The sequence below is a fragment of the Thermoactinomyces sp. CICC 10522 genome (assembly GCF_016055075.1).
In the GTDB taxonomy this organism is placed as follows: domain Bacteria; phylum Bacillota; class Bacilli; order Thermoactinomycetales; family Thermoactinomycetaceae; genus Thermoactinomyces_A; species Thermoactinomyces_A daqus.
On the sequence record NZ_JAECVY010000008.1, the window covers coordinates 111,894 to 137,611 of the forward strand.

The window sequence follows — 25,718 nt, forward strand, 5'->3', positions numbered from 1 at the left end:
CTTTCTTCCAGACAATCTCCCGGTCACGCCGTAAACTGTTCTTCTTCTGTCGAACCTGACATGGCAGTGGTTGAAGAGGTTCCTCCGGAGATGACCATGGAAACTTCATCAAAGTAGCCCGTACCCACTTCCCGCTGATGGCGCGTGGCGCTGTACCCTTCGTTCTCCAGTGCAAATTCGGCCTGTTGCAGCCTGGAGTAGGCGGCCATTCCCTCTCTGTTGTACTCTTTGGCCAGCCGGAACATGCTGTGGTTCAGGGCATGGAAGCCGGCCAAGGTCACAAATTGGAATTTGTATCCCATTTTCCCGAGCTCCTCTTGGAAGCGGAGAATCGTTTTTTCATCCAATTTCTTTTTCCAATTGAACGACGGAGAGCAGTTGTAAGCCAGCATTTTCCCCGGAAACTTGGCATGAATCGCTTCAGCGAACTGCCGTGCTTCCTCCAGATCGGGCTCCGACGTTTCACACCAGATGAGATCGGCATACGGTGCGTAAGCAAGCCCGCGGGCAATCGCTGTTTTCAGTCCGTTGCGAATCCGGTAGAATCCCTCCGCCGTTCGTTCACCGGTGATAAACTCGTGATCACGTGGATCGATGTCACTGGTAATCAATTGGGCGGCATTGGCATCCGTGCGGGCAATCAGCACGGTCGGCACCCCCATCACATCTGCGGCCAGCCTCGCCGCAATCAGATTGCGCACTGCTTGTGAGGTGGGAATCAGCACTTTCCCGCCGAGATGCCCGCATTTCTTTTCGGAAGCCAATTGGTCTTCAAAATGAACACCGGCAGCCCCGGCTTCAATCATCGCTTTCATCAGCTCAAACACATTGAGCGGCCCTCCAAATCCCGCCTCCGCATCCGCCACGATCGGAACAAACCATTCCCGGTCCGTTTTGCCTTCCACATGCTCAATCTGGTCGGCCCGCTGAAGCGCCCGATTGATCCGTTTCACCACCTCGGGAACACTGTTGGCCGGGTAGAGACTTTGATCCGGATACATCTGTCCGGCCAGATTGGCATCAGCCGCAACTTGCCATCCACTCAAATAAATCGCTTTTAACCCCGCTTTTACCTGTTGTACTGCCTGGTTCCCGGTCAAGGCACCCAATGCGCGGATAAAGGGCTCGCGGTGCAGCAAATCCCAAAGACGTTCCGCCCCTCTTCTGGCCAATGTGTATTCGATTTGAACCGATCCGCGCAGACGCAGCACCTGCTCCGGCGTGTAGGTACGGGAAATCCCTTTCCAACGGGGATTTTCCTTCCAATCTTTTCGCAACATCTCTGCCTGTTCAGCATATCTCATTGATCGTCATCCTTTCTGATCGAATTGGAAAAGAAGTCCGGAACCCGGGAGTGTCAGGAATTCCGCAAATTCACTATCGAACACCAATTCAGAAAACAGACGGCGCGCTTCCTCGAATTTCCGATCCGGCCACTGCTGTTCACCCACTTCATTTTTCAATTTTTCCATCTCTTCACCGATCATCTCGCGCACCAATGCCGGGCTGATGTTCCGCCCATCCTCCAGCACCCCTTTTTCATGGCGAATCCATTGCCACACCTGAGCCCGGGAGATTTCCGCGGTTGCCGCGTCTTCCATCAGATGGTCGATTCCGACCGCCCCGAATCCGCGAATCCAGGCTTCGAGATATAAAATGGCCACACGGATATTTGTGCGCAATCCCTTCTCCGTGATCTTGCCTTTGGGAACTTTCAGCAGGTCTTTCGCGGAAACGGCGACATCCTCCCGCTGCTTCCCGATCTGATTCGGTCCGGGCATAAACCGGTCAAATACTTCCCTGGCGACGGGAACCAAACCGGGATGAGCCACCCAGGTGCCGTCATGCCCGTCTTTCGCTTCCCGCTCTTTGTCGAGCCGGACCGAGTTTTTCGCGCGCTCATTTGCCCCGGGGTCGTTTTTGACCGGAATTTGCGCAGCCATTCCGCCGATGCAGGGGGCGTTACGACGGTGGCAAGTTTTGATCGCCAGCAAACTGTACGCCCGCATGAAGGGTGCGGTCATGGTCACACTGGCCCGGTCCGGCAAGATCACCTCAGGAAAATTCCTTAATCTTTTGATAAAACTGAAGATATAATCCCAGCGCCCGCAATTTAAACCGGCTGAATGCTCACGCAGTTCGTAAAGAATTTCATCCATTTCAAACGCAGCCATGATCGTCTCAATCAAAACAGTGGCCTTGATCGTTCCGCGCGGAATGCCCAATTCGTGCTGGGCGAACAAAAAGACATCATTCCAGAAACGCGCCTCCAGATGGCTTTCCAGCTTGGGCAAGTAAAAATAGGGCCCGGATCCCCTTTTTATGAGCAGGCTGGCATTATGGTAAAAATAAAGACCGAAGTCCACCAATCCTCCCGGAACCGGCTGGCCGTCAACCCAAATATGGTGTTCATCCAGATGAAGCCCGCGGGGTCTGACAACCAGTACCGCCGGATTTTCCTGCAGGCGATAGGTTTTCCCGTTTTCGCTGGTAAATTGAATCGTCCCGCGAATCGCATCGCGCAAATTGATCTGACCTTGAATCATGTTCTTCCATGTGGGAGAACTGGCGTCTTCAAAATCGGCCATAAACACCTTCGCCCCGGAGTTGAGCGCATTGATGACCATTTTTCGGTCTCCGGCCGGCCCGGTGATTTCAACTCGCCGGTCCTTCAAGTCTTCCGGCAGATCGGAAATCGCCCAATCCCCTTCCCGCACCGCTTTGGTTTCCTCGAGGAAGTCGGGCCAAATCCCGCGATCCAGATCAGCCTGCCGTTTCATCCTGTTACATAACAACCGATCCCGCCGGGCGGTAAAAGCCCTGGCTAATTTGCCAATAAACGAAAGTGCCCCTGCTGTTAAAATTTCTTCATAGGCTGGGGGGATCGGGGCATTCACTTTGATCCCTTCCAATTCCAGATCATACATCGTATTTCTCCCCTTTGATCACGATTCGCATTATTATATAACAGAAACCCCTTGTTAGTAACTATATTAGCACAGTTACTGTTATATAACAATACCTATTTTCGATTTTTTCATTCTTTCCGGAAAAGAAAAACCGCTCTGCCAAAAGAGCGGCCGGCTTGTTTCAAGTTCCGATAGATCAGTCGGATCCGGAGGCATCTCTTTGCTCCCGGATCCTTCTGCTCATGTTTGTCGGCATACACCCTGTCGGCAGAGCGATCTTAAACACAGGTTATAATATCGCTTTGTATCTCCGTTAAATCAGCCCGCCTGAATCCCGGTCAAAAATCGATATCAATCTCGACACCATCATCAGGCAATTCCCATTTCAGCCCGCCTATTTCGCACTCCAATTCACCGTCTTGCGGCTCGATATTCAATTCAATCGGATCCCATTCTTTCATCTCTTCACCTTCTTTCTGTTTTTAATCCGGCTCATATGGGATTTACCAACCGTTTGTGAAAATAATAATTTCAATTATATATTTATTTCTTCGATTACAACTTTATTTCCCTCCCGCAGCCGCACCGATTGCCGCCGAGTTATAAATAAATTAAATATTTAGACACAACTGGTTGGTGAAATCTCACCCGTATTTGGATGAGATGGCTGCCAAACATCCTGACCCTATCTATTGTGACGAGACAAATGCCCGAAAAGTTTCACCGGAACTACTTGTCAATATACTTTCTCCCCCGTTTCCGTCACGGCTCTCCCCAACTTCACCTGATACCAGGTCGCATTGATCAATCCCCCCAGGACAAGCACGACTGCCGACAGGTAAAACCAGCCGACCAAAACGATGATCGCTCCTAAATTCCCATAGATATGGGAATAATTTTGATTGATCGAAACATAAAACGAAAAACCGTACGAACTGATCTGCCAGCCGAGGGTTGCAAAAACAGCACCGGGCAATGCCTGCCTGAAGGAGACGCGAATGTGCGGGGCCCACTTGTAAAGATTCCAAAAGACGGAAAATAAAACGAGCGTACTTAACAGCCAGCGAACCCAAACCCAAAACTCCAAAAACCATTTCTCCACCCCGAACAAGCTGAAGACGAATTCCCCCAATATCTTCCCGAAAATCGGCAGGGTCAAGGAGACGATCAGGGCGACGAGCAGGCTGAACATCAGAAAAAAACCGATGATAAACTCACTCCAAAAAGTCCGTTCGACATGAACGCGATAAGCGTTGTCCAGAATCCGGATGATCGACCGGAAGGCAACTGAAGCGAGATAGATCGTCACAATCAAACTGACGGAAAAAATGCCACTGTTTTGCTGATCCAGAATACTGGTCAAATTGGAAGCAATGAGTTGGTAAGTGCCGGCCGGAGCATACGGTTTGATCATTCCGAGAATATTGTCGGACCGGAACGGAAGAAAGCCGAGCATCGTGACCGCCAGCAGCAAAAAGGGAAACAGGGACATCAGGAAGTAATATGCTAATTGGGCAGCCAAATCAAAAATGCCGTCTTCCCAAATTCTTTTCCGCAAAATCTTTAAAAATAAAATAAACAACATGATTCCTCCCAATATGGATAAACAAGCTCTATCTATCTTTTTAACCTATTTTTTCAGCAAACATAACGGATTGTAAAAGATGTTCGCCACGAGGCTGTTAAAAAAACGACCAGATCACCAGTATATTTAAGAAAATTAAAAAATACACATTCCCAATTTTTTTAAAAAGGTGTAATATAATAATAATCAGGTTAAGAGAGGTGACCGGGATGAAGACCTTAGCTTTGCACGAAATCGGCGAAGTGATCCGGAAGGTGAGAAAAGACCGCGGGCTCAGGCTGGAGGACTTGGCCGACGAAAATATCTCCCCGGCGACGGTCAGCAATATCGAACGCGGAGTCGCACATGTGAGTCCCGAGAAAATTTCATATCTGCTGGAAAAATTGGATCTTCCAATGCATAAACTTCCGGAAATGCTGGTACAGGAGCAGGAAGAATTAAAAAAAGTAAAATTTAAACTTCTCACCATCGCCACTCTGCGAAAAACAGGATTTATCGACGAAGCGCTCGACCTTTTGGAAGAACTCAACTTGGAAGAAAGCCATCCATATATTGCCCACGCCTACTATTTTAAAGCTAAATGTTACATGGGTAAACGAAAATGGAAGCAAGCCGAACGCGCTCTATATAACGCACTTCGCATCTCACAGCAAAATCCGTACAAAGAAAACAACATGGAAGCGGCCAGCTACCTTCTTTTGGGCTTGATCAGCTATTACCGCAATGATATTGAACAAGCCCTGGAATTCACCAACAACGGAATCGAGGCATTTGTGGAAGACGGTGAAAACCGGCATATCAAAGCCCTTTTATACCGCAACAAAGGGGTTTACCTGCAACGAACCGGACGCATCACCGAAGGAATTCAGCTGGTTCATGAAATATGGGAGCAAATCCCGTTAATGGACGATATCGGAACTGCGCTCGGCTTTTATTGGCTGAGATCCGAGTTTTCCAGACTGTCCGGTCTCTTGGATGAAGCGATCGAAATTGCCACGGAAGGAATCGAAATCTCGCGCCGCAACAAACAATACGACAGCATGTGCGATCTTTGGACCGTTCTGGGCAGTGTATACACAGCGAAAAAGGAATGGGATCTCGCGGAAACCTCCTTCAAAATGGCCCTGAAACTCGAAGGAAAATTCCCTGAAGACCAACGCCTGACCACCGTATATACCCGGCTCGGCATTCTCTACATGAAGCAGGGAAGAAACGAAAATGCGTACGGCGCTTTGGAAAAGGCAATCAAATATGCAGAAAAGTTCAACGATACTTCCCGGCTCAGCACCAGCCTCATCATGATGGGCGATTTGTGTCAAATTATCGACAAAACGGACGAAGCGATCTCGCACTATCAAAAAGCCCTGGAAATAGCGCAAAAACAGGGATACAAAGAGAAAGAATTTAAAGCCTGGTTCAGCCTGGCCCGCTGTTTTGACGGAAAAGACGAGCAGGAATTTCAGAATTGCATGCGAAATATGTATAATGTAAAGAAAGAGTTTAATAGAAAGGAGGTAGAATTCCTTGAGGAAAGCATCTAAATTTATTTCCATTTTGGTTGTTTCCTCCTTTGCGCTGGTTTCAGCTTTTACCCTCCTCTTTCACGTGCAAAAACATTCTCTCCAAATGGCAAGCAACAGCGAACCGGGCGGACTGAGCATCCATATCACCAACAGTGAACCAGGCGGATTGGCCCCTGATGGAAACAGCGAACCAGGCGGTCTCTAATACCGGGAGCCGGGCGACCCATTTGCAAACATGGGGGACCCGGCTCCTTTGTTTTGACCGGGTTGGTTTTGTAAAAGGATGACATATGTTATACTTTACTGTGTTGAAATCTGTTTGTATCCGCGAATTTCAAGGGATTCCTTTTTTAATACCCGCAGAAAGGATGCCGAAAGTATGAAAGAAATGGACGCACACCAGATCATTGAGTTTATTCAAAAAAGCGAAAAGAAAACCCCGGTCAAAGTACATATCAAAGGGGATTTGAACAGCCTGAAATTTGATAGTGACATAAAAACCTTTATTAACGGCAACGTTGGCGTTTTGTTTGGTGACTGGAAAGCGATCGCTCCCGTCCTGAACGAAAACAAGGATAAAATCGAAGACTATGTGGTGGAAAATGACCGCCGCCATTCTGCGATCCCGTTGCTTGACCTGAAGCAGATTGAAGCGCGGATCGAGCCGGGGGCAATTATTCGCGACCAGGTGGAAATCGGAAAAAATGCCGTCATCATGATGGGAGCCGTCATCAATATCGGGGCCGTCATCGGTGAAGGCACCATGATCGATATGAACGTTGTCGTCGGCGGACGCGGCACAATCGGGAAAAATTGCCACATCGGGGCCGGCGCAGTCATTGCCGGCGTCATCGAGCCGCCATCCGCGACACCTGTTGTCATCGAGGACGATGTTGTAATCGGCGCCAATGCCGTCATCCTGGAAGGGGTTCGCGTTGGCAAAGGCTCGGTCGTTGCTGCGGGCGCCGTTGTCACCAAAGATGTTCCGCCCAACACCGTTGTTGCCGGAACTCCGGCCCGCGTGATTAAAGAGATCGACAGCCAGACCCGATCGAAAACAGAGGTTATTCAAGCATTGCGCGAGCTTTAATCGGCCCGCTACCCCATCAGAAGAAATTTGGCCCTCCGGGGCCTCATTTTATATCAAAAGGAGAAGGCAACATGACGACGAACTGGCAAGAACTCGACCAAACCTATATCATGCCGACTGTACAGCGTCTGCCGATCGCCATTGAAAAAGCGGAAAACAACTATCTTTATGATACAGCGGGAAACCGCTATCTCGACCTGTTCACCGGCTTGGCCGTCAACATCCTCGGTCACGCGCATCCCCGTCTGATGAAGGCATTGGAGGAACAAGGACACCGCTTTCTCCACATTTCCAATATCTTCTTGAATCCGCCGGCCATCCGTTTGGCGCTGCGGCTGGTAAAGCACACTTTCGGGAAAGGGAAGGTTTATTTCGGCGGTTCCGGGGCAGAAGCGACCGAAGCGGCCATCAAGCTGATTCACAAATGGGCCCGGCGGGAACAAAACGGCAAAGAAGGCATCGTCGTGCTGAAAAACAGCTTTCACGGGCGAACGCTCGGTGCACTGCGCTTGACCCGGCAACCGGGTGTATACCAGGATTACCCGCAACCAGCTTTTCCCGTTTATGAGGTGGAAATGAATAATATTGCCGAACTGCGGGAAGTTTGCAGGCAGAACCGGCCGGCCGCCATCCTGGTGGAACCGATTCTCGGTGCTGGTGGCGTCGTATCGCTTTCCGAATCGTTCCTACGCGCGATTGATGATCTGTGTGCCGAAGAGGAAATGCTCTTTTGCGTGGATGAGATTCAAACGGGAATGGGACGCACCGGTACCTTATTCGCGTATCAGCAATTTGATTTAACTCCTGACGTCATCTTGTTCGCCAAAGGGATCGGCGGCGGACTTCCACTCGGCGGCATCATCGCGGGCGAAAGGGCAGCCGATGTATTTAAACCAGGCGACCACGGAACCACATTCGCTCCTTCTCCGCTATCCGCAGCCATGGGCAACGCCGTCCTCGATGTATTGTTGGAAGAAGGGGGATTGGAACAGGGCAAACAAAGGGCCGATTATCTGTGGAGACGATTGGAGGCTCTAAAAGAAAAATACCCGCATCTGATCACGGGTATGGACGGGCGGGGCATGATGATCGGCATCCGTACCTCCCTGTCTGCCGAGAATGTGATACGGTTGCAAAAAGAACTGCTCACGGACGGAATTTTGGTCAATGTGACGGCCAAAACCGTGATTCGCCTTCTCCCGCCGCTGACGCTGAAACGGGAGGAAACCGACTTCTTCATTCAGGCGCTGGAAAAACGTATGCTGCAAATCGCCGATTAAAGGAGAAAGAGCAATGACTGATCGTTTTATTGAACTGCGCAGACAATTGCATCAGATTCCCGAACCGGGATTTTGCGAGGTGAAAACGCAACAGTTCATCCTGGACTATCTCTCTTCCCTGCCCCCGCGCCTGCAAATCAAAACCTGGCGCACGGGAGTACTGGTGAGAATCCCCGGACAGAATCCAAAACGCTGTATCGGCTACCGAGCGGATATGGACGGACTTCCCATCACCGAACAAACCAGTTACCCGTTCCGTTCCAAACATGAAGGTTACATGCATGCATGCGGACACGACATGCACATGGCCATCGCCCTGGGGTTGATCACCCATTTCTGTGAACATCCGGTCGATGATGATCTCCTGTTCATCTTCCAGCCGGCGGAAGAAGGTCCGGGAGGCGCTTTTCCCATGCTGAAAAGCAAAGAGTTTTCCGATTGGAAGCCCGACCTCATCCTGGCGCTGCACATCGCCCCGGAATATCCGGTGGGTACAATTGCCACCCGTCCGGGAATCCTTTTTGCCAACACGTCTGAGCTGTTCATCGATCTGTGCGGCACCAGCGGTCACGCAGCCCGACCCCATCTGGCCAATGACATGGCGGTCGCTGCCGCGGAACTCACACTGCAATTGCAAACGATCGTCTCGCGCAATCTGAATCCGCTTGATGCCGGAGTGGTCACCATCGGAAAGATCGAAGCCGGAACCAAGCAGAATATCATCGCCGGACACGCCCGCCTGGAAGGGACGATTCGCACGTTGTCAACCGAAGCGATGGAAACGGTAAAACAGCGAATTCAGGCGCTGGTTCGCGGGATCGAAACCGGATTTGACTGCAAGGCCACTATCGACTGGGGGGCCAACTACTGCCAGGTGTACAACCATCCGGAACTGACCCAATCGTTTTTGCAATGGGCGCAAAATCACACCCGCTTCCATGTGGTCGAATGCAGCGAAACAATGGCCGGAGAAGATTTTGGCTATTTTTTGCAGGAGATTCCCGGTTTCATGTTCTGGCTTGGAGTTGAAACCCCCTACGGTCTGCACCATCCGCAAATCGAACCGGATGAACGGGCAATCGCCGTGGCCATCGAGACTGTATCCGGCTATTTGAAACATTTATCTCAAAACGACAAAGCATTTCCAGCGGGATGACCTCCCGCTTTTTTTCTTTACTCCCGGACGAGCGGCAGGGTGATACAGCGAAATGCCCCGCCTCCTTTGGTTATTTCGGATATATCCACTTCTTCCACTTCATACCCTCTCCGCCTCAGCTCACGGTTCAGGCGACCGAATTGCGGCTGGCTCAAGACCACTTTATTTCCAATCGACAATACATTGGCAGCTAGTCCAAACTGTTCCTCTTCCGTCACCTGAATCAACTCCCGGACAGAAGAGAACATCGCCAGTGTTTCCTCTGAAAAAGCCGGGGGATAAACAATCGCTTCAGTCGGGGATAAAATGTTGAAAATACAGTCAAGATGAAGATATTTTTTCTCCAATGGAATCCGGTGCCAAGTAAAATCAGGGAGGCGCTTTTCCAACTCATCAACCGCTTTTCTGTCCGTCCGGCCGCTCAGCCCGACCCAAACCTGATCACCGTCGACGAGGATATCTCCTCCCTCGACGGATCCGTGTCCGACCTCAATGTAAGGAAGGCGCCATTCTTTTAACCGCCTGACCAGCTCCGTTTCTTCTCCCTGCCGCACTTCTTCTTTCATATTGGCCAGCAGAAGCTCTCTCCCCACCACGCAGGCAATATCCCTCGTATAAACCTGGTCGGAATATTCTGGATCCGAGTGCAGCAAAATCACCTCAACTCCATGCCTCTCCAGGGTTTGCACCACATTTTCAAATTGGTGTTTCGCTTTTTCGCGGTCAATCTCCCCAATATGGACCCGTTGTACCCGGTTAATCACTTCTGAAATGTGAAAGTAAACAGGTGGACACATCAACACGGTTTTAAGCTTTGAATATTCGCTGTAACAGGAAAGCTCCAGATCCGTCAGTTCGCGCTTCAAGGTCATGTTTTTTCCGCCCTCCGTTTAAAAAGGAACCTCATAAACCTTCGTTAACATTTACCCTTATTATGCGCGAACAACCTTAAAAAAATGGAATCGCGAAGCCGTCCTGGTCAAAAAAAACCGATCCGCCCGCTAGAAAAACGCGTTCCGATCACCAATGCAAACATCAGCACCAAAATTCCCAGCAGAATAAAATAAAAATACTCGCCGATCCATTTCATCCTGATTCCTCCTCTGTTAAAAACGCAAAACCGCCAAGCTGCCTCACTTGACGGTTTTGCGGCAGAATTTATCCGATTGAACCTTCCATCTCAAATTTGATGAGACGGTTCATTTCCACTGCATATTCCATCGGAAGCTCCTTGGTAAACGGTTCAATGAAGCCCATAATGATCATTTGTGTCGCTTCTTCTTCGGAAAGACCGCGGCTCATCAGATAGAAGAGCTGTTCTTCACTCACTTTGGAAACGGTCGCCTCATGCTCCAGTGTTACGTTGTCATTTTTGATTTCATTATACGGAATCGTATCGGAAGTTGATTGATCATCCAGAATCAGGGTGTCACATTTGACGTTGGACTTGGAGCCCGTTGCATTCCGCCCGAAGCTGGAGAGTCCGCGGTAGGTCACTTTACCGCCCTGTTTGCTGATCGATTTGGAAATAATGGTGGATGTGCAGTTCGGCGCATTGGCTACCACTTTGGCGCCTGCATCCTGGTGCTGTCCTTTACCGGCAACGGCAATCGACAGGATATCCGCTTTTGCTCCTTCTCCCTGCATAATGACAGCCGGATACTTCATGGTCAATTTGCTGCCGATGTTTCCGTCGACCCATTCCATATGCGCACCGCGATAAGCGACGGCCCGTTTGGTCACCAGGTTGTAAATGTTGGGCGCCCAGTTTTGAATGGTGGTGTAACGGCATCGTGCATGATCCTTGACGATGATTTCCACAACGGCGCTGTGCAATGAATCGGTGCTGTAAATCGGTGCAGTGCAACCTTCCACATAATGAACGAACGAACCTTCATCCGCGATGATCAACGTGCGTTCAAATTGTCCCATATTTTCCGAGTTGATGCGGAAGTAAGCCTGCAACGGCACTTCACAGCGAACGCCTTTCGGCACGTAGATAAAGCTGCCGCCGCTCCAGACCGCACTGTTCAAAGCAGCGAACTTGTTGTCTGAAGGCGGTACGACCGTACCGAAATACTCTTTCAGAAGCTCCGGGTATTCACGGACAGCCGTATCGGTGTCACAGAAGATAACCCCTTGCTCTTCCAGTTCTTTTTGCATATTGTGGTAAACCACTTCAGATTCGTATTGAGCCGACACACCGGCCAGGAATTTTTGTTCCGCTTCGGGAATGCCCAGTTTGTCAAAGGTTTGTTTGATTTCCTCAGGGACTTCATCCCAGCTGCGTCCCTGGCGCTCGGATGGTTTGACATAGTACGTGATGTCGTCGAAGTCAAGTTCATCCAGTTTACCGGGCAAAATGGAAAACCACTTGCTGTTCTCCGCAGAAGGCATCGGCATTTTATAAAACTGCTCCAGCGCCTTTAAGCGAAATTCAAGCATCCAGTCCGGTTCGCCTTTCAAGCGGGAAATCTCTTCGACCACTTCGCGGCTTAACCCTTTTTTGGAGCGGAAAACCGAAACGTCTTTATCGCGAAAACCGTACTTGTACTCCGACAGATCGGGCAGTTGGTTTTGATCGGCCACGGTTTTTTCCCCCTTCTAGTCTGCTTTTTGCTGATTTCTTACACCTTGCTCAAGCGCTTTCCACGCCAATGTAGCGCATTTGATCCGGGCCGGAAATTTGGCAACTCCCATCAACGCTTCTATATCCTCAAGCGGAAATTTCTCAGGGTCTACATCTTCCCCCTGCATCATCTTCGAGAAGAGGTCGACGAGTTCCAGTGCTTCCTCCACCTTTAACCCTTTTACCGCCTCAGTCATCATAGATGCGGAGGCCAGACTGATCGAACAACCTTCACCCAGGAATTTCGCCTCCTGAATGATGCCATCTTCCACACGCATTTGCAGCGAAATCCGGTCACCGCAAGTCGGGTTGTTCAAATCAACAGTAACCGCCCCGTCTTCAATTCGTCCTTTGTTGCGCGGGCGCTGATAATGATCCATGATCACGCGCCGATACAGATCATCTAAAGACATGGCCAAAATACTCCTTCGTCTTTTGAATGCCTTTCACCAAGCGGTCGATGTCTGCTTCGTCATTATACAGATAAAAGCTCGCTCTTGCTGTCGCTGTAACATTCAACCAGCGCATCAGCGGCTGGCAGCAATGGTGTCCGGCACGAACGGCGATTCCTTCGGCATCCAGGACCGTAGCGACATCATGAGGATGAATATCGTCCAGGTTAAAGGTGATCAAACCCGTACGATTTTCCTTGGGACCGTAAATGGTGATGCCTTCCACTTGACTCAGCATTTCATATGCGTAGCGGGCCAGCTTCCGATCATGCTCGTCGATTTGCTCCATTCCGATCGATTCGAGATAATCAATGGCAGCTCCCAGTCCGATCGCACCGGCGATGATCGGGGTTCCTCCTTCAAACTTCCACGGCAGTTCCTTCCAGGTCGCATCTGTCAGGTCGACATGGTCGATCATCTCGCCGCCAAACTCGATCGGTTCCATCTGTTCCAACAGCTCTTCACGCCCGTAGAGAACGCCGATTCCGGTCGGCCCGCACATTTTGTGACCGGAGAAGGCGAGGAAATCGACATCCAAATCGCGTACATCCACTTTCATGTGAGGGACGCTTTGCGCTCCGTCCACGCAAATGATTCCTCCGTTTTCATGGACGATTTTCGCAATTTCCTTGATCGGGTGAACCGTTCCGAGAACATTTGATACCTGTTGAATCGCGACGATTCTGGTGTTGGGTGTAATCGTCGTTCGCACCTTGGCGAGATCAAGCGTTCCGTCTGCTTCAAGCGGGAAATATTTCAGGGTTGCACCTGTGGCCTTCACGACTTGTTGCCACGGAATGAGATTGCTGTGGTGCTCCGCCGGCGTCAGAATCACTTCATCACCAGGCTGCAAACGGGGAATTGCATAACTGCGCGCAACCAAATTGATTCCTGTCGTCGTCCCGCGCGTGAACACAATCTCCCGGGTCGAGCCCGCATTGATGAAACGGCGCACTTTTTCACGTGCGCCTTCGTATGCATCTGTCGCCTTTGTGCCAAGAGTATGAACGCCCCGATGGACATTGGAATTGATCTCTCTATAATAAGCTTCCACCGCTTCGATCACTTGAACCGGCTTTTGTGAGGTTGCCGAGCTGTCAAGATAAACCAGCGGATGACCGTTGACGGATTGATCCAAAATCGGAAAATCTTTACGAGCGTTTTTCATTCGCAAACTTCCTTTCGATGACGCGATGGATGCTCTTCCGCAGCGCCTCAGAAGGGATTTGGGAAAGGACGGTATCCAGGAAACCGTAAATGATCAATCTCTCAGCTTCTGTCCGGCTGATCCCGCGAGACATCAAGTAGTAGAGCTGTAATGGATCAATCCGGCCCACGCTCGCAGCATGGCCTGCCGCAACATCATTCTCGTCGATCAGGAGAATCGGATTGGCATCACCGCGGGCCTTTTCTCCCAACATCAGCACTTTCCCCGATTGCTGCCCGTCCGATTTGCTGGCTCCCTTTTCAATTTTCGTGATACTGTTCAAAATGCTGGAAGCTTGGTCTTTCATCACGGATCGCGCATTGATCTCACTTGCCGTGTTCCGTGCCAGATGGCGGATATAGGAAGTGACATTCCCCCTCATCTCACCCGTTCCCAGCACAACCGCTTTTACATTGACACTGCCGCCTTCTCCGCGGAGAGAGGAAGTATTGTCGGAAATGAGGCGTCCATCGCTCAAGTCGGCGACAATCCATTCAAGCCGGCCGTCGCGATCCACTACCGAGCGGCGATAAATCACATCGACAACGGATTCGCCGAGCGTGTTCACCGTGGCAATACGAACATCGGCGTTGGCCCCTACAAATGCTTCGATCACGCTGTTGCTCACTGCCCCGCCATCATCCGGGTCCGACACGAAATTGGCCACGAAATCGACCCGGCTGTGATCTTCAGCCACGAGCAGAACATGCGGCAACATTCCGTTCTTCCCGCCCGACAGCCAAAACATCGCTTGCAGCGGAACGGTTACTTCAACCCCGCGCGGAATGTAGAGGAAGATTCCTCCGCTAAACAAGGCGGCGTGAAGCGCAGTTAATTGATGTTCGTCTCTTTTCACGCCTTCGTTCATGAAATACACTTTCACCAGTTCCTCGTGATCGCGGGCAGCGGTGGCAAGATCCGTAAAAATAATACCTTTATCTGCTAATTCCGCTGACAGATTTTGAAAGATGACACTGGAATTCTTCTGGATAAACAAGCCGGAATTTTCCTGTTCAACCAGGAATCGGGCGATGTTTTCCGGCAACTCGGACAGTTCCTTGATCGGTGCTTCATCTTTATAGGGATTAAAGTCCGTAAAATTCCAGCGGTCGATATTGGTCTTTTGCAATTGAGGCAACGGAAGACGGGCAGCGGCACGAAGTGCTTCAAGGCGGGACTGAAGCATCCATTCCGGTTCCTGCTGTTTTTTGGATACTTCGGTCACAACGTTTTCATCAAAAAGCATACGGGTTTCTACACTCATCTTCAGCACCACCCTTACACCCTTTGGCCAACAGTTTCATCTTCGATGCCCAGCTCTTCCTTCACCCAGTCGTAACCTTCCGCTTCCAAACGCTCTGCCAGTTCCGGACCGCCGGATTTTACGATGCGGCCTTGCATGAAGACATGTACGTAATCGGGTTTAATGTAGTTCAACAGGCGCTGATAGTGGGTAATGATCAAAACACCCAAATCCGGGCTCAGCATGGAGTTGACCCCTTTGGCCACCACTTTGAGCGCATCGATGTCAAGTCCCGAGTCAATTTCATCGAGAATGGCAATTCGCGGTTGCAGCATCATCATCTGCAGAATTTCGTTCCGTTTTTTCTCCCCGCCGGAAAATCCTTCGTTCAAGTAGCGGGTGGCGAATTTTTCGTCCATCTCCAGCAGTTCCATCTTTTTATCCAATTCGCGGATGAACTTCATCAGGGAGATTTCATTCCCTTCCCCGCGTTTGGCATTGATCGCACTGCGCAAAAAGTCGGAGTTGGTCACACCGCTCACTTCAGCCGGATACTGCATGGCCAAAAACAAACCGGCCCGCGCGCGCTCATCCACTCCCATCTCCAACACATCCTGTCCGTCAAGCGTGACTTCCCCTTTGGTCACTTCATAACGCGGATGTCCCATCAGCGAAGATGCGAGCGTACTTTTACCGGTTCCGTTCGGGCCCATGATGGCGTGCACTTCTCCGCCCTTTACTTCAAGATTGACCCCTTTCAAAATCTCTTGACCGTCTATGGATACGCAAAGATCTTTGATCGTCAGTTTTGGAGCTGTCGACATCTTCTCATTCCTCCATCAGTCTTTTCCTTTATCTCCTGAACACCATCCGGTTTTATTGGCGGAGGGAGATACGGGGAAAACCGGCAACTTGTCAGGTAATCCGGTCGCCGCTTCCACACAATTTGTTATTTAGATTGATTATCATATGATTCTCATTACATTTTACTGCACAACTTTTATCATATCAAGTGAACTTTGCTCTTCAACCCGGTCCGGAAACAGTTGTGCGGTCATTCCTTTCCGTCCGGCCGGACCGTTACTCTTCCCGTTCCATTATTCCCGGATTCAACTCCCGGCTTGTGCGCTAATCCGTTCAGATGCTGTCCGATCCTGAGATTCCGTTACTCTGATTTTCCCAATCCTAACACAAACGTGCTTCAGAAGAAAGATGCAATCCGGTCGTTGGCCGGAACATAAGCCATGCAAATACTGGATGCCCTTTCTGCGGCAAGCGATTCTTCTTATAATTTTTCATCATAAGTGGAAAAATTTATTCAAAAAGAAAGTATATTTAGTAAAGGAATCTTGTCCTTCTCTGCCAATCCCATGACATTCCAATATATTACAATGCAATTATTGGTATATTTAATAATATTGCAAAACTACCTTAACGAATTCTCTTTTCTGCATCGTTTATTTAAAAAAATATCAAGATCCATGTTCACGAAAAATCCTCAAATGAACGAGGAATTTTCTACAAAAAATCTGTAAACTTCACTTGCTTTTAAAGCGGATTTAAGGCAGAATATTCATAGAAGGTTTGTACAAAATTTCTTTTTGCTCCTTCGTTAGAATTTTCCCTCAACATCTGTTTTGCTCCCATTTTAAAAAAAGAGTTTTTTTGTTGTCTTTTTTTATTTTTTGATAATATTGCTCATGTTTGAACAAAATATTTCACCGATCGAGCCACTTTTCGTGTAGAAGCGTATTTGTAGGAGGAGTTTCTGATGAAAAAGAATATCCCTTACCTCTTGGGGGCACCTCATGCATCTGTTCCAAAAATCGGAATCTACACAAACGATCGCCCTTCTACAGTTAAAGACGATGAACTCTACAATAAACAGGCCCCTTTTTCATTTGACAATGCGGTTGTATCAGAGGAATTTACCTATTTCAGCGTGAATTTGCAGAAGGCGGACCAAGAGCGCTATCTCAACAGTTTTTTGAAAAAAAAGCTTCTCCACATCTGGAAAAAACAGCGTCCCCTGATCTTGGCCGTTCCCAAGTTGCCGGAATCACTTGAATCAGCCATATACGCCAACGTCTTTCAAAAAATCGAACCCAATCTGCTTCCCGCATACCGTGAGGACTTTTCCTTTCCTGTCATACCCTTTACCCTCTTTGGCTGGTTGCAGTATATGAAACTGATCGCGCAGATTACCGGCAAGCACAGAGATGCTTGTTATTGGGAAGAACTAACCCAATTTCTGCAACATTGCTCCAGGGAAAAGTTGCTCGATCACTTATTTTCATCCAATTGACCAACGCAGACACCTTGAAGCAAAACTTTCTGTCATCTGAAATTATTCTATCCTGTTTATCCTTTTCCGTTTGCATTTAACTTTAATCGTGTTTAATATAGATGAAAAAACCGTCCCAACTCGGCAGGTTGAGACGGTTTTCGCTTTATCACACTTGATCCGCAATCGTCTCCATATATTCCTTTTTGAAATACTCAATCACTTGTTCCATCATCACTTTTCTCGTCAAGATTCCAACAAATTGACCTTTGAGATCAATGATCGGAATATAAGATCGGTTCACTAATACCTCAAAAGCAAAGGAGAAAATCGAATTAGCCAGAATTCCTGAATGATTCTTGTCCATCGCATCCTTCACTTTATGCTTTCCCAGGCGGGAAAAATCAATCGTGTCCTTTTTTTCCATTTTTAGAAGAAAATCTAAAATATCTGTTTTGCTAATAATTCCATCAATTTGACCTTTTTGATTAATCACAGGCACCGAATTCGTTGCTTTCCGGGTAAGCACCAACAAAGCCCGTTCAAGGGACCAATCCGGATCGACGACTACCACTTTCTCTTTTGGAATGATAAAAGGGGTAATCTCCCTCGAAAAAAGATAACCGGCTTGATCTCGTTTTAACATGCGCAAAAACTCCCTTACTCTTGGTAATCGGTTTACCCAGAGTGAATTTCTCTACGCAAAATTTTTCTCGCCTTGACCCTCCCTCATGTTACTCTGCCTCTTTTTTTGCTGTCAATAAGATTTATATAAATATTTTAATCACCAGATTAAAAATTAGCCTATTCTTACCAGGGCGGAAGGGAATTTTTATGCCGGTGTTCCTGCCGCCCTGGATATTCGATTTGGCGCCCTGAACCGCAGCTCCTTTCCCTCCTATTCTGTTAAAAGCAAAAACTCTTTTACATCCTGTAAGGCAAATTCCACCGCCTTGCGCCAAAAATCGGGTTTGGTCAAGTCAGCGCCCAAATGCTTACGGGCCAGATCTTCCACATTCATTCTCCCGGTATCCCTCAGCAGCTGTACATAGCGCCGGGCAAAACCATCCCCCTCTTGCCGGGCCTGCGCATAAATCCCCGTACTGAATAAAAAGCCAAACGTATACGGAAAATTGTAGAAAGGAAAGTGCGTATCATAGAAATGAAGCTTGGAAGCCCAAAAATGGGGATGGTACTCCGCGAGCAAATCACGGAAGCTCTCCCTCTGCGCCTCCTCCATGATCCGGCACAATTCTTCAGCTTGCACCAATCCCTGACGACGTGCATCATAAAACCTCGTTTCAAACAGAAAACGGGAATGAATGTCGCATAAGTAACTGACTCCAATGCGGAGACGCTGATCAAGCAAAGCGATTTTCTGTTCCTTGGTTTGCGCCTTTTTCAAAACAGCGTCAGAAACGATGAACTCGGCAAAAGTTGAAGCGGTTTCAGCTACGTTCATGGCATAGTTTTGCGCGAACATCGGCAGGTCTTTGATCACGTGCTCATGATAGGCATGACCCAGTTCATGAGCCAGCGTCGACAGATTATCAGTTGTCCCGGCAAAGGTCATAAAGATCCTCGTTTCCCCGCTGACGGGAAATGAGGTGCAAAATCCGCCCGCGCGTTTATGCGGCCTGTCTTCCGCCTCAATCCATCTCCGGGAAAAGGCCGACTCGGCAAACCGGGCCAAATCGGGACTGAAGTCTGCGAAATGATCAATGATAAAGCGTGCGGCCTCGTCAAAGGTGAACTTCCTGTTTTCCCCGGGCAGGGGAGCCGACAAATCGTACCAACTCAACTTGGGCAGTCCGAGCAGCCGGGCTTTGCGTTGCAAATAGTTCCCCAGGACCGATTTGCTCTCCTCCACCACACTCCACATCGCTTCCAGCGTTTCCCGCCGCATGCGGTTCTCCGCCAAGGGTTCATGCAACACATCTTCCCAGCCCCGCTGCTTGTATAATTGCAGGCGAAATCCCGCCAAATGATTGAGAATCGCAGAAAACAGACCGGCTTCCTTTTGCCAGGCCCGTTCCCATTCGGCAAACACTGCCTGGCGGACGGAACGATCGGGGTGAGATAATTGATTGGCTGCCTGACTGACGGACAGATTTACCTTTTCCCCATTTTTCTCCACCGGAATTTGTATGCGGCTGACGACGCTGTTATACAATTCCCCCCAGGCGTGATAACCGTCAACGCTCAAATAGCTGGCCAGCGTTTCAAGGGACCCGGACATCCTGTCCTGCGCACGCCCATGCATTTCGTACAGGTTAAACGCAATCGGTTTGATTCGCTCATCCTGGCAAACCCGCTCCAACAGTTCATCCGGCACTTCCGCCAGCCTGCTTTCCAACAAGACCTTTAACGTTTGTAACTCAGCTAACAACTGCTCGTTTTTTCCGCTCAGGATCAGCGCCTGCTCATCTGTGGTATCCTGGGCCAGCAAGCAGTGAATGTAGGACCAAACCTCCGTCAGCCTTTTTTCAAGATCTTGTACCTTTTCCAAAAGGTTGATCCATTCCCGTTCTGTTTTTTCCTTTTCTGCGCTTTCCTGAAACGCTGTTTTTAGCGCCGGGATTTCCGCAGTGAGCCGGTTCATTTCGCTCAGGAGCCCGGTCCTTCGGTTACCCCCGACAAATAACGAATCCAATTCCCAGGTCTGCGCATATTGTTGTGGCATAACCAAACCCCTTTTTTCTAAAATTTAACCCTAGACAGAAATATCTTTAATCTATTGTTATCATATCCATTGACATTTTTTCAACAGCGGGATGAAGAGCCTGAAAACCCTGTTCCAGGCTCTTTTTCCGCTCAGAACACCCGCAGCACGATTTTGCCGATATTCCGATTTTCTTCCATGTAGCGGTGCGCTTCCCGAACCTCTTCCCATGGAAAAATGCGGTCAATCACCGGCTTGAGTTCCCCGCTGACAAACCGCGGCAGGGCAAAAGAGGCAAACTCCCGCGTCAGATCCTGTTTATAGTCCAGGGAGCGGGTGCGCAGCGTCGTTCCGGAAATTTGCAGGCGTTTCGCCAGAACCTGCCCGAGCGACGCATCATCCAGCCGGCTCCCTCCCAGCATGCTGATCAGAACGAGACGCCCATCCATCGCCAACACACGCAGATTTTGCTTCCAGTAAGGTGCCCCGACAAAATCAAGCACCAACTGAACACCTCGGTTTTTCGTGGCGGCCAAAACCTTGTCGGCAAATTCCCCCTCTTTATAATTGAATGCGTGATCAGCCCCCAAATCCAGACAGAATCTCCGTTTTTCCTCTGATCCCACAGTGACGAGCGGGATGGCACCGACCGACTTGACCAATTGAATCGCCGCAGTTCCTACCCCGCTGGCGCCGGCATGGATCAGCACGGTCTCCCCCTGTTTCAGTCTGCCTACCCAAAACAGACATTGGTACGCTGTCAAGAAAACTTCCGGAATGGCTGCGGCCTGTTCAAACGTGAAACCTTCCGGAACCGGCATGGCCATCTTGTCCGGAATCACCGCGTATTGCGCATAGCCGCCGCCCGGCAACAAACCAAAAACGCGATCTCCCGGCTTCCATCCTCCCTCGCAGTTTTTCCCCACTTCTTCGACCACTCCCGCCATTTCCAATCCCAGGATCGGGCTCGCACCCGGCGGAGGAGGGTATTTTCCTTCACGCTGCGAAATATCAGCCCGGTTGAGCGCGGTGGCATGTACTTTTACCAACAATTCATCATCAGCCGGGGTCGGCTTCGGATATTCTCCAATCATCAACTGCTCCCTTCCGCCCGGTTTTTCCACCAATACTGCTTTCATCCTCTTCAGCCCCTTTCATCCCTTCATGGATCTGTGCCATCAAACAACTTTATTTTGAAAACGTTTCTACAAATTCATTACACAGATGCAAAAAATACCATACCTCTGTTATAATATCCCTTAGTATAAATATAATATTATACCTAATGATTATAACATTCCGATAAAAAGAAAGGGAGCTAGAATGAATCAACAAACAAAACAATTGGTTGGCATCATCTTGCGTATGATTCGGGATATTTACAAAAAAACCATTGAACTGGAAGGCATGTTTAAATCAAATAGCATACATATTTTGTCACGAGACTTTGATCCTTTCAATGAACTATTGCAAATCCTGGAATTACCTGAAGAAAAAAATACGTTACTTCTTGAACTCGTTCAGTTGTATTTGGAAGATGAAATGACCTTAAATGAGTTGTTGCTCGAATTTGAAAATCAGGCGAAAACATCGAAAGTGTAAATACAATTGATAAAAGAAAACCCGGTGGATCAAAAATCCCCGGGTTTCTTGGTTTAGGCGAAACCTTTTTTTGCGAAAATGCCCGCAGGTTGTGCGTCCACCCATGACCTCCGGATATTCTGCAAAACTTATTTTTGCCCGGCCAACAGCGCTTTGATCTTGTTTACCTCAGCCAGGAAATCCGCTTCTTTCATCACCGGTTCCCCGCTGCAATCTGCCAATTCCTGCGGAACTTCATGCCAGGATTTGCATCCCGAATACTCGGGGCGAATCGGGATCCGGGCCGGCTGATCCAACCGGTAGACCCGGAGCAAGAGCAGATGAAGCGGCAATTTTTTCTTCCATTTCAAACGCTCATGAGCAAAATCGTTGGTCCAAATGTGACAGGGTGCCAGGCGAAACAGCGCTTCTTCATCCATTACCTCGATATCTTCATGCAACTCGGCAAAATATTTGATCGTCGCCGTTTCTTGTTCCGGTGACCACGATTGAAGCGTTTTGGCGATCTCTCCCCTGTACTCCGGCTTGAGCAATTCTTCCTTTTGATGTTCATAAGCGGGATAAAGAAAGAAACGGTCGCTTCTCACTTCAAAATGACGCGTTTCTTCGGCGATTCCGCCTTTCCGCATCACAATGATTTGTTTTCCTTCCCCCAGCGCTTCAACGGTGACCGCCCATTCCTTCAGGGCGATCCGGGTGTTGGCTCGACTCATCCCGATTCCTCCTCGTTCAATAATTGATCGAATCGATGGTACGCCGGAAAGCGTCCTCCGCACGACCTCTTTCCAAAAGCTGCTTCGCTTCTTTCAGGCCGGACTCATCAACCCGTTCGGCAAATGGCACCATTTCCGCAGCTTTTTGCGCCGCTTGCTCCCAGTTTTCCTCCATCGCATAAAAAAGGGCCCATTGGTGCAACGCATAACAAAGCCCCGGCCCCACCAATGCCACGGCGTCATGCTGCGGCATGGTGGCGAATTTCTCCCGCTCCCGGCCGGCAATCCCGGCTATCTTCTCCACCGCCTCCTGCTTCTGACCCGCCTGATAGAGATAATAAGCGAGGTAAACCTCCAAATGAACCCGGCTCATCATATAGCCCATCGTTTCAGGATACTGGGCCAGAGCCTCTTTCATTTTTTCGGCAGCCTGATTAAATCTTTGAGCCTCGGCATCCAGCTCTGCCATTTCCACGAGGCTGCGGACATAGGCAAAATGCTGATTCGGATTCTCATTCGGACCTTCTTCGGCGATCGATTGAAAAAGCTTATAAGCCAGGTCGGGCAAACCGGCACGGAGGCAAGTGACACCGACCAATAAGCGGTTATTCGGATGGGCAAAATCAAGAAAAGTATCTCTAGGCAAACGATGTTTTACAGCGGCTTCCGCTTCCCGTTTCAATTCCTCCATCACAATCTGATTCATCGCTGCTCCTCCAAAAGCGAATCTTGTTCTCCATTATTAGCATGACTTCTCTTTTCATCCTTGTCAAACAACCTTTTGGACAAATATTTACTCATTCCGGACATAAGATAAATGGAAAGGGAATGCTTGCGCTTTCGCCCGGGGGTGCCTCCGAGTAGACGGATCAAACAAAGGGCGTTATGATTAAGAAGTTATCATCACACTTTATTTGCAGAAAGGGTCCAACTTACCATGTGGTTTATCCTGGCACTCATCAGTTCAGTCACCTTTGGGCTGGCCGGTTTTATGATGAAGGCGAGTTCGGCACAGCGCGGCTCCACCAACCACCTTTTGTGGGGACTTTACTGCACGGGTACACTTGGCTTTCTTTGGTGGATGGTTTATACCGGAGCCGTTTCCTTCTCCCTGAAAACAATCCTGGCCGGAATCGTGATCGGATGGGGGTCAGCATGGGGGAACCTGCTGTTTATGAAAGCACTGGAGACAGGCCCTGCCAGCCTCACATCTCCGCTGGTCAATGTCAACATCGTACTCACAGTGGCCATGTCTCTCTTGCTCTACGGAGAAGAACTCAGTCTTTATGAATCGGCCGGGGTTTTGCTGCTCATCGCAGCCGTTTCCATTTTACCGATTGATCCGAATGAATCGCTCCGGATTCGCAACATCCGCTGGTATGCTCTCGTCCTGATGGCAACGGTGCTTTTCTTTTTGCGCAATGGCGGACTGAAAATAACGGAAGAGTGGCACCTGCCAAATGCGGCCGTCCTGTTTGTCAGCTATGCCTTCGGGCTGGTCTGGTTTACTGCGGAGATTTTTCGCAAACGGTCCGCTTTGGACAAACCGGCGGTAAGAACAGGGCTGCGCTGGGGATTGATGTCCGGTATTTTTTCCTTTGCCGGAATGCAAGTGTATGCGATTGCCCTTGAATCGGGTCCGGCCAGCATCGTCGCGCCGATCTTTGCCACCAACAGCCTTGTGGTCGCCCTGCTCTCCATTTTGGTCTTTCGCGAACGTTTGTCGACCGTTCAAATCCTTACCCTGATCCTCTTATTCGTCGGACTTATTTTGATCCGGATCGGTTAATGCGAAAGGAGGCTTCACCGTGGGAAAATTGGCGCCTGCATTTGCCCTGCCCGACCTGACCGGGCGAATCCATCGCTTATCCGACTATGCGGGAAAAGCGATTTGGCTGGAATTTTGGGTTACCTGGTGCGCATCCTGCCAAGAAACCTTGCCTCAGAAAGATATCCTCTATCGAACGATGAATCATCCGGGACTCGTATTTCTCACCATTCACGTTTCGGGAAGAGAAAGCAATCCGGACCGCGTCTTTTCCTTTATGGAGCAAAACGGTTTTCAGTTTCCCGTCTTGCGCGACAATGGACGAGAAACGTATGACGCATACGGTTTGCAATCGGTTCCCAGCAGCGTCCTGATTAACAACAAGGGAGAAATCCATGGAATTTTCGATGAAACCGTCCCGTTCACGTCGGTAATCAAGGAGATTGGCAACATTTTACCCGCACCTTAAACCTTGGTTTGACAGGATGGATGAATATGAACTGGTTTGAAGCGGCCATACTCGGGATCATCCAGGGGCTGACCGAATTTTTGCCGATCAGCAGCACCGGCCATCTCTACTTGGGCCGTCATCTCTTTGGTCTGGATGAGGCCGGCCTGTTTCTCGATACCATGCTACATCTGGGAACGCTGATCGCCGTGATTCTCATCTACCGGCGGGAAATCGTGATGATGATCCGCCGGCCGCTCTCCCGTCTCAGTTTGTTGGTGGTCGTCGGAACGATCCCGACCGCTTTTATCGGGCTTATGTTTGAAGATTGGTTTGAAAAGATAGCCCAAACCGGAATGACGATCGGTTGGGAATTTTTGGCGACCGGTCTCCTGTTGTGGATGGCCGATACATTTAAGGATAAAGGGAAGAAGAGCCTGGAGGAGATCAGTTTCGGAGATGCCTTTCTCATCGGTTTGTTTCAAGGGGCGGCCATCATGCCCGCTTTATCCCGGTCCGGCTTGACGATTGCCGCGGCTCTCTTTCGCCGGATTGACAAAGCGGCCGCCGCCTATTTCTCATTCCTTTTATCCATTCCCTCGATCGCCGGCGCTGTGATCCTGCAGGGCAAAAAATTGATGGAAGGCGGAACGGAAGTGTTGCCGCTGAGCGCTTTGATGATCGGCACGGCCTGCTCGGCCATTTTCGGCTATCTCGCGGTTAAATGGATGATCTCACTCTTAAAAACAGGTTCCTTGAAAGGCTTCGCCATTTATGTCTTCATTTTGGGAATGGTCATCTTATCCGCTCAATTTACCGGAACATTTTGATATTTGCGAATAAATGCATTTCCCAATCACACTTAATGGAGGGAGAGCATTGCCAAGCCTAGGAAGCAATCCTGTGCTTGTTTTGTTGGAAAACCCGGTCGATCCTCTCAGCCGTTAGGGAGAGAAAACAACATGATCCGAGTTTCAGAATGTGATCGACTACCCTCCCTGCAAATGAAAAGAATTTTTACAAACATATATAAAAAACTGCCGGACTTTTGAGTCCGGCAGTCCAAGTCGTATTCCCTGAAAACTAAAGAGTGAGTAAGGCATGACCTGAGAAGTATCGGTTCATTTGCTCTGTGAAGAGCTCCTTAGAAAGGAGGTGATCCATCCC

Annotated in this window: 25 protein-coding genes; 10 read left to right on the plus strand and 15 right to left on the minus strand. The window is 49.3% G+C overall.

Annotation, left to right across the window (positions count from 1 at the left end; genetic code table 11):
• Positions 1-23: 23 nt before the first annotated feature.
• The 4 genes from aceA to I8U18_RS12285 form a co-directional block, all read right to left on the minus strand.
• Entirely contained in the window at positions 24-1,304 is a 1,281-nt protein-coding gene (gene aceA / locus I8U18_RS12275) for an isocitrate lyase (protein ID WP_198059490.1), read from the minus strand.
• A 6-nt stretch (positions 1,305-1,310) separates the two neighbouring features.
• Entirely contained in the window at positions 1,311-2,927 is a 1,617-nt protein-coding gene (gene aceB / locus I8U18_RS12280) for a malate synthase A (RefSeq protein ID WP_198059491.1), read from the minus strand.
• Positions 2,928-3,247: 320 nt separating this feature from the next.
• Positions 3,248-3,370, minus strand: coding sequence for a hypothetical protein (locus I8U18_RS18005; RefSeq protein ID WP_255518413.1), 123 nt, complete (start codon positions 3,368-3,370; stop codon positions 3,248-3,250).
• Between the two features lie 275 nt (positions 3,371-3,645).
• The gene (locus tag I8U18_RS12285) at positions 3,646-4,491 is read right to left on the minus strand and encodes a YihY/virulence factor BrkB family protein (RefSeq protein ID WP_160173793.1); all 846 of its coding nucleotides are present in this window, start codon (positions 4,489-4,491) and stop codon (positions 3,646-3,648) included.
• Positions 4,492-4,703: 212 nt separating this feature from the next.
• On the opposite strand from I8U18_RS12285, the gene I8U18_RS12290 reads away from it, so the two are divergent.
• The 5 genes from I8U18_RS12290 (at position 4,704) to I8U18_RS12310 (ending at position 9,543) form a co-directional block, all read left to right on the plus strand.
• A complete protein-coding gene (locus tag I8U18_RS12290) occupies positions 4,704-6,035 on the plus strand; it encodes a helix-turn-helix domain-containing protein (protein ID WP_033099545.1) in 1,332 nt (443 codons plus the stop codon).
• Positions 6,019-6,222, plus strand: coding sequence for a hypothetical protein (locus tag I8U18_RS12295; protein WP_033099546.1), 204 nt, complete (start codon positions 6,019-6,021; stop codon positions 6,220-6,222). The genes I8U18_RS12290 and I8U18_RS12295 overlap by 17 nt, the downstream gene beginning before the upstream one ends.
• A gap of 174 nt (positions 6,223-6,396) precedes the next feature.
• Entirely contained in the window at positions 6,397-7,107 is a 711-nt protein-coding gene (gene dapD / locus I8U18_RS12300; protein ID WP_033099547.1) for a 2,3,4,5-tetrahydropyridine-2,6-dicarboxylate N-acetyltransferase, read from the plus strand.
• Positions 7,108-7,178: 71 nt separating this feature from the next.
• Entirely contained in the window at positions 7,179-8,387 is a 1,209-nt protein-coding gene (locus tag I8U18_RS12305; RefSeq protein WP_033099548.1) for an aspartate aminotransferase family protein, read from the plus strand.
• Between the two features lie 13 nt (positions 8,388-8,400).
• Positions 8,401-9,543 (plus strand): N-acetyldiaminopimelate deacetylase, encoded by a 1,143-nt coding sequence (locus I8U18_RS12310; RefSeq protein WP_198056093.1) that lies wholly within the window; start codon positions 8,401-8,403, stop codon positions 9,541-9,543.
• Between the two features lie 17 nt (positions 9,544-9,560).
• Here the strand turns inward: I8U18_RS12310 and I8U18_RS12315 are convergent, their stop codons facing one another.
• The 6 genes from I8U18_RS12315 to sufC all read right to left on the minus strand — a co-directional run bounded on the left by I8U18_RS12315 (position 9,561) and on the right by sufC (position 15,898).
• A complete protein-coding gene (locus I8U18_RS12315) occupies positions 9,561-10,415 on the minus strand; it encodes a dimethylarginine dimethylaminohydrolase family protein (RefSeq protein WP_198056094.1) in 855 nt (284 codons plus the stop codon).
• Between the two features lie 286 nt (positions 10,416-10,701).
• Positions 10,702-12,132: a Fe-S cluster assembly protein SufB gene (sufB, locus tag I8U18_RS12320; RefSeq protein WP_033099551.1), complete on the minus strand. Its 1,431-nt coding sequence runs from the start codon at positions 12,130-12,132 to the stop codon at positions 10,702-10,704.
• A gap of 15 nt (positions 12,133-12,147) precedes the next feature.
• Positions 12,148-12,585 (minus strand): Fe-S cluster assembly sulfur transfer protein SufU, encoded by a 438-nt coding sequence (sufU, locus tag I8U18_RS12325; RefSeq protein ID WP_033099552.1) that lies wholly within the window; start codon positions 12,583-12,585, stop codon positions 12,148-12,150.
• Complete coding sequence (locus tag I8U18_RS12330; RefSeq protein ID WP_152568460.1) at positions 12,572-13,792, minus strand: cysteine desulfurase; 1,221 nt, start codon at positions 13,790-13,792, stop codon at positions 12,572-12,574. The genes sufU and I8U18_RS12330 overlap by 14 nt, the downstream gene beginning before the upstream one ends.
• Positions 13,776-15,095 (minus strand): Fe-S cluster assembly protein SufD, encoded by a 1,320-nt coding sequence (gene sufD, locus I8U18_RS12335; protein ID WP_198056095.1) that lies wholly within the window; start codon positions 15,093-15,095, stop codon positions 13,776-13,778. The genes I8U18_RS12330 and sufD overlap by 17 nt, the downstream gene beginning before the upstream one ends.
• A 14-nt stretch (positions 15,096-15,109) precedes the next feature.
• A complete protein-coding gene (gene sufC / locus I8U18_RS12340; RefSeq protein ID WP_033099554.1) occupies positions 15,110-15,898 on the minus strand; it encodes a Fe-S cluster assembly ATPase SufC in 789 nt (262 codons plus the stop codon).
• 947 nt (positions 15,899-16,845) lie between these two features.
• Between sufC and I8U18_RS12345 the strand changes: the two genes are divergently transcribed.
• The gene (locus tag I8U18_RS12345; RefSeq protein WP_033099555.1) at positions 16,846-17,379 is read left to right on the plus strand and encodes a hypothetical protein; all 534 of its coding nucleotides are present in this window, start codon (positions 16,846-16,848) and stop codon (positions 17,377-17,379) included.
• Between the two features lie 148 nt (positions 17,380-17,527).
• On the opposite strand, the gene I8U18_RS12350 is transcribed toward I8U18_RS12345, so the two are convergent.
• From I8U18_RS12350 to I8U18_RS12360, 3 genes are all read right to left on the minus strand, one after another.
• Positions 17,528-18,004 carry a CBS domain-containing protein gene (locus I8U18_RS12350; protein WP_033099556.1) on the minus strand — a complete coding sequence of 159 codons (477 nt, stop codon included), beginning with the start codon at positions 18,002-18,004 and terminating at the stop codon, positions 17,528-17,530.
• A 252-nt stretch (positions 18,005-18,256) separates the two neighbouring features.
• Positions 18,257-20,041, minus strand: coding sequence for a M3 family oligoendopeptidase (locus tag I8U18_RS12355; protein WP_198064795.1), 1,785 nt, complete (start codon positions 20,039-20,041; stop codon positions 18,257-18,259).
• 131 nt (positions 20,042-20,172) lie between these two features.
• Positions 20,173-21,159, minus strand: coding sequence for an NAD(P)H-quinone oxidoreductase (locus tag I8U18_RS12360; RefSeq protein ID WP_033099558.1), 987 nt, complete (start codon positions 21,157-21,159; stop codon positions 20,173-20,175).
• A gap of 184 nt (positions 21,160-21,343) precedes the next feature.
• On the opposite strand from I8U18_RS12360, the gene I8U18_RS12365 reads away from it, so the two are divergent.
• Entirely contained in the window at positions 21,344-21,622 is a 279-nt protein-coding gene (locus I8U18_RS12365) for a hypothetical protein (protein WP_198056098.1), read from the plus strand.
• A 128-nt stretch (positions 21,623-21,750) separates the two neighbouring features.
• Here I8U18_RS12365 and I8U18_RS12370 read toward each other — a convergent pair whose 3' ends face one another.
• Both I8U18_RS12370 and I8U18_RS12375 read right to left on the minus strand, forming a co-directional pair.
• The gene (locus I8U18_RS12370) at positions 21,751-22,335 is read right to left on the minus strand and encodes a DUF1802 family protein (RefSeq protein ID WP_198059495.1); all 585 of its coding nucleotides are present in this window, start codon (positions 22,333-22,335) and stop codon (positions 21,751-21,753) included.
• Positions 22,336-22,351: 16 nt separating this feature from the next.
• Positions 22,352-23,041: a hypothetical protein gene (locus I8U18_RS12375; RefSeq protein WP_033099561.1), complete on the minus strand. Its 690-nt coding sequence runs from the start codon at positions 23,039-23,041 to the stop codon at positions 22,352-22,354.
• A 231-nt stretch (positions 23,042-23,272) separates the two neighbouring features.
• On the opposite strand from I8U18_RS12375, the gene I8U18_RS12380 reads away from it, so the two are divergent.
• The 3 genes from I8U18_RS12380 to I8U18_RS12390 are packed head-to-tail and all read left to right on the plus strand — an operon-like array spanning position 23,273 to position 25,381.
• Positions 23,273-24,124 carry an EamA family transporter gene (locus I8U18_RS12380; protein ID WP_033099562.1) on the plus strand — a complete coding sequence of 284 codons (852 nt, stop codon included), beginning with the start codon at positions 23,273-23,275 and terminating at the stop codon, positions 24,122-24,124.
• A gap of 19 nt (positions 24,125-24,143) precedes the next feature.
• Positions 24,144-24,572: a TlpA family protein disulfide reductase gene (locus tag I8U18_RS12385; protein ID WP_033099563.1), complete on the plus strand. Its 429-nt coding sequence runs from the start codon at positions 24,144-24,146 to the stop codon at positions 24,570-24,572.
• Positions 24,573-24,598: 26 nt separating this feature from the next.
• The gene (locus tag I8U18_RS12390) at positions 24,599-25,381 is read left to right on the plus strand and encodes an undecaprenyl-diphosphate phosphatase (RefSeq protein ID WP_033099564.1); all 783 of its coding nucleotides are present in this window, start codon (positions 24,599-24,601) and stop codon (positions 25,379-25,381) included.
• The last annotated feature ends 337 nt before the right edge of the window (positions 25,382-25,718 follow it).

Coding starts and splice junctions, on each gene's coding strand:
- aceA (WP_198059490.1), bottom strand. CDS start 1,304: ATGAGATATGCTGAACAGGCAGAGATGTTGCGAAAAGATTGGAAGGAA.
- aceB (WP_198059491.1), bottom strand. CDS start 2,927: ATGTATGATCTGGAATTGGAAGGGATCAAAGTGAATGCCCCGATCCCC.
- I8U18_RS18005 (WP_255518413.1), bottom strand. CDS start 3,370: ATGAAAGAATGGGATCCGATTGAATTGAATATCGAGCCGCAAGACGGT.
- I8U18_RS12290 (WP_033099545.1), top strand. CDS start 4,704: ATGAAGACCTTAGCTTTGCACGAAATCGGCGAAGTGATCCGGAAGGTG.
- dapD (WP_033099547.1), top strand. CDS start 6,397: ATGAAAGAAATGGACGCACACCAGATCATTGAGTTTATTCAAAAAAGC.
- I8U18_RS12305 (WP_033099548.1), top strand. CDS start 7,179: ATGACGACGAACTGGCAAGAACTCGACCAAACCTATATCATGCCGACT.
- I8U18_RS12310 (WP_198056093.1), top strand. CDS start 8,401: ATGACTGATCGTTTTATTGAACTGCGCAGACAATTGCATCAGATTCCC.
- I8U18_RS12315 (WP_198056094.1), bottom strand. CDS start 10,415: ATGACCTTGAAGCGCGAACTGACGGATCTGGAGCTTTCCTGTTACAGC.
- sufU (WP_033099552.1), bottom strand. CDS start 12,585: ATGTCTTTAGATGATCTGTATCGGCGCGTGATCATGGATCATTATCAG.
- I8U18_RS12330 (WP_152568460.1), bottom strand. CDS start 13,792: ATGAAAAACGCTCGTAAAGATTTTCCGATTTTGGATCAATCCGTCAAC.
- sufD (WP_198056095.1), bottom strand. CDS start 15,095: ATGAGTGTAGAAACCCGTATGCTTTTTGATGAAAACGTTGTGACCGAA.
- sufC (WP_033099554.1), bottom strand. CDS start 15,898: ATGTCGACAGCTCCAAAACTGACGATCAAAGATCTTTGCGTATCCATA.
- I8U18_RS12345 (WP_033099555.1), top strand. CDS start 16,846: ATGAAAAAGAATATCCCTTACCTCTTGGGGGCACCTCATGCATCTGTT.
- I8U18_RS12350 (WP_033099556.1), bottom strand. CDS start 18,004: ATGTTAAAACGAGATCAAGCCGGTTATCTTTTTTCGAGGGAGATTACC.
- I8U18_RS12355 (WP_198064795.1), bottom strand. CDS start 20,041: ATGCCACAACAATATGCGCAGACCTGGGAATTGGATTCGTTATTTGTC.
- I8U18_RS12360 (WP_033099558.1), bottom strand. CDS start 21,159: ATGAAAGCAGTATTGGTGGAAAAACCGGGCGGAAGGGAGCAGTTGATG.
- I8U18_RS12365 (WP_198056098.1), top strand. CDS start 21,344: ATGAATCAACAAACAAAACAATTGGTTGGCATCATCTTGCGTATGATT.
- I8U18_RS12370 (WP_198059495.1), bottom strand. CDS start 22,335: ATGAGTCGAGCCAACACCCGGATCGCCCTGAAGGAATGGGCGGTCACC.
- I8U18_RS12375 (WP_033099561.1), bottom strand. CDS start 23,041: ATGAATCAGATTGTGATGGAGGAATTGAAACGGGAAGCGGAAGCCGCT.
- I8U18_RS12380 (WP_033099562.1), top strand. CDS start 23,273: ATGTGGTTTATCCTGGCACTCATCAGTTCAGTCACCTTTGGGCTGGCC.
- I8U18_RS12390 (WP_033099564.1), top strand. CDS start 24,599: ATGAACTGGTTTGAAGCGGCCATACTCGGGATCATCCAGGGGCTGACC.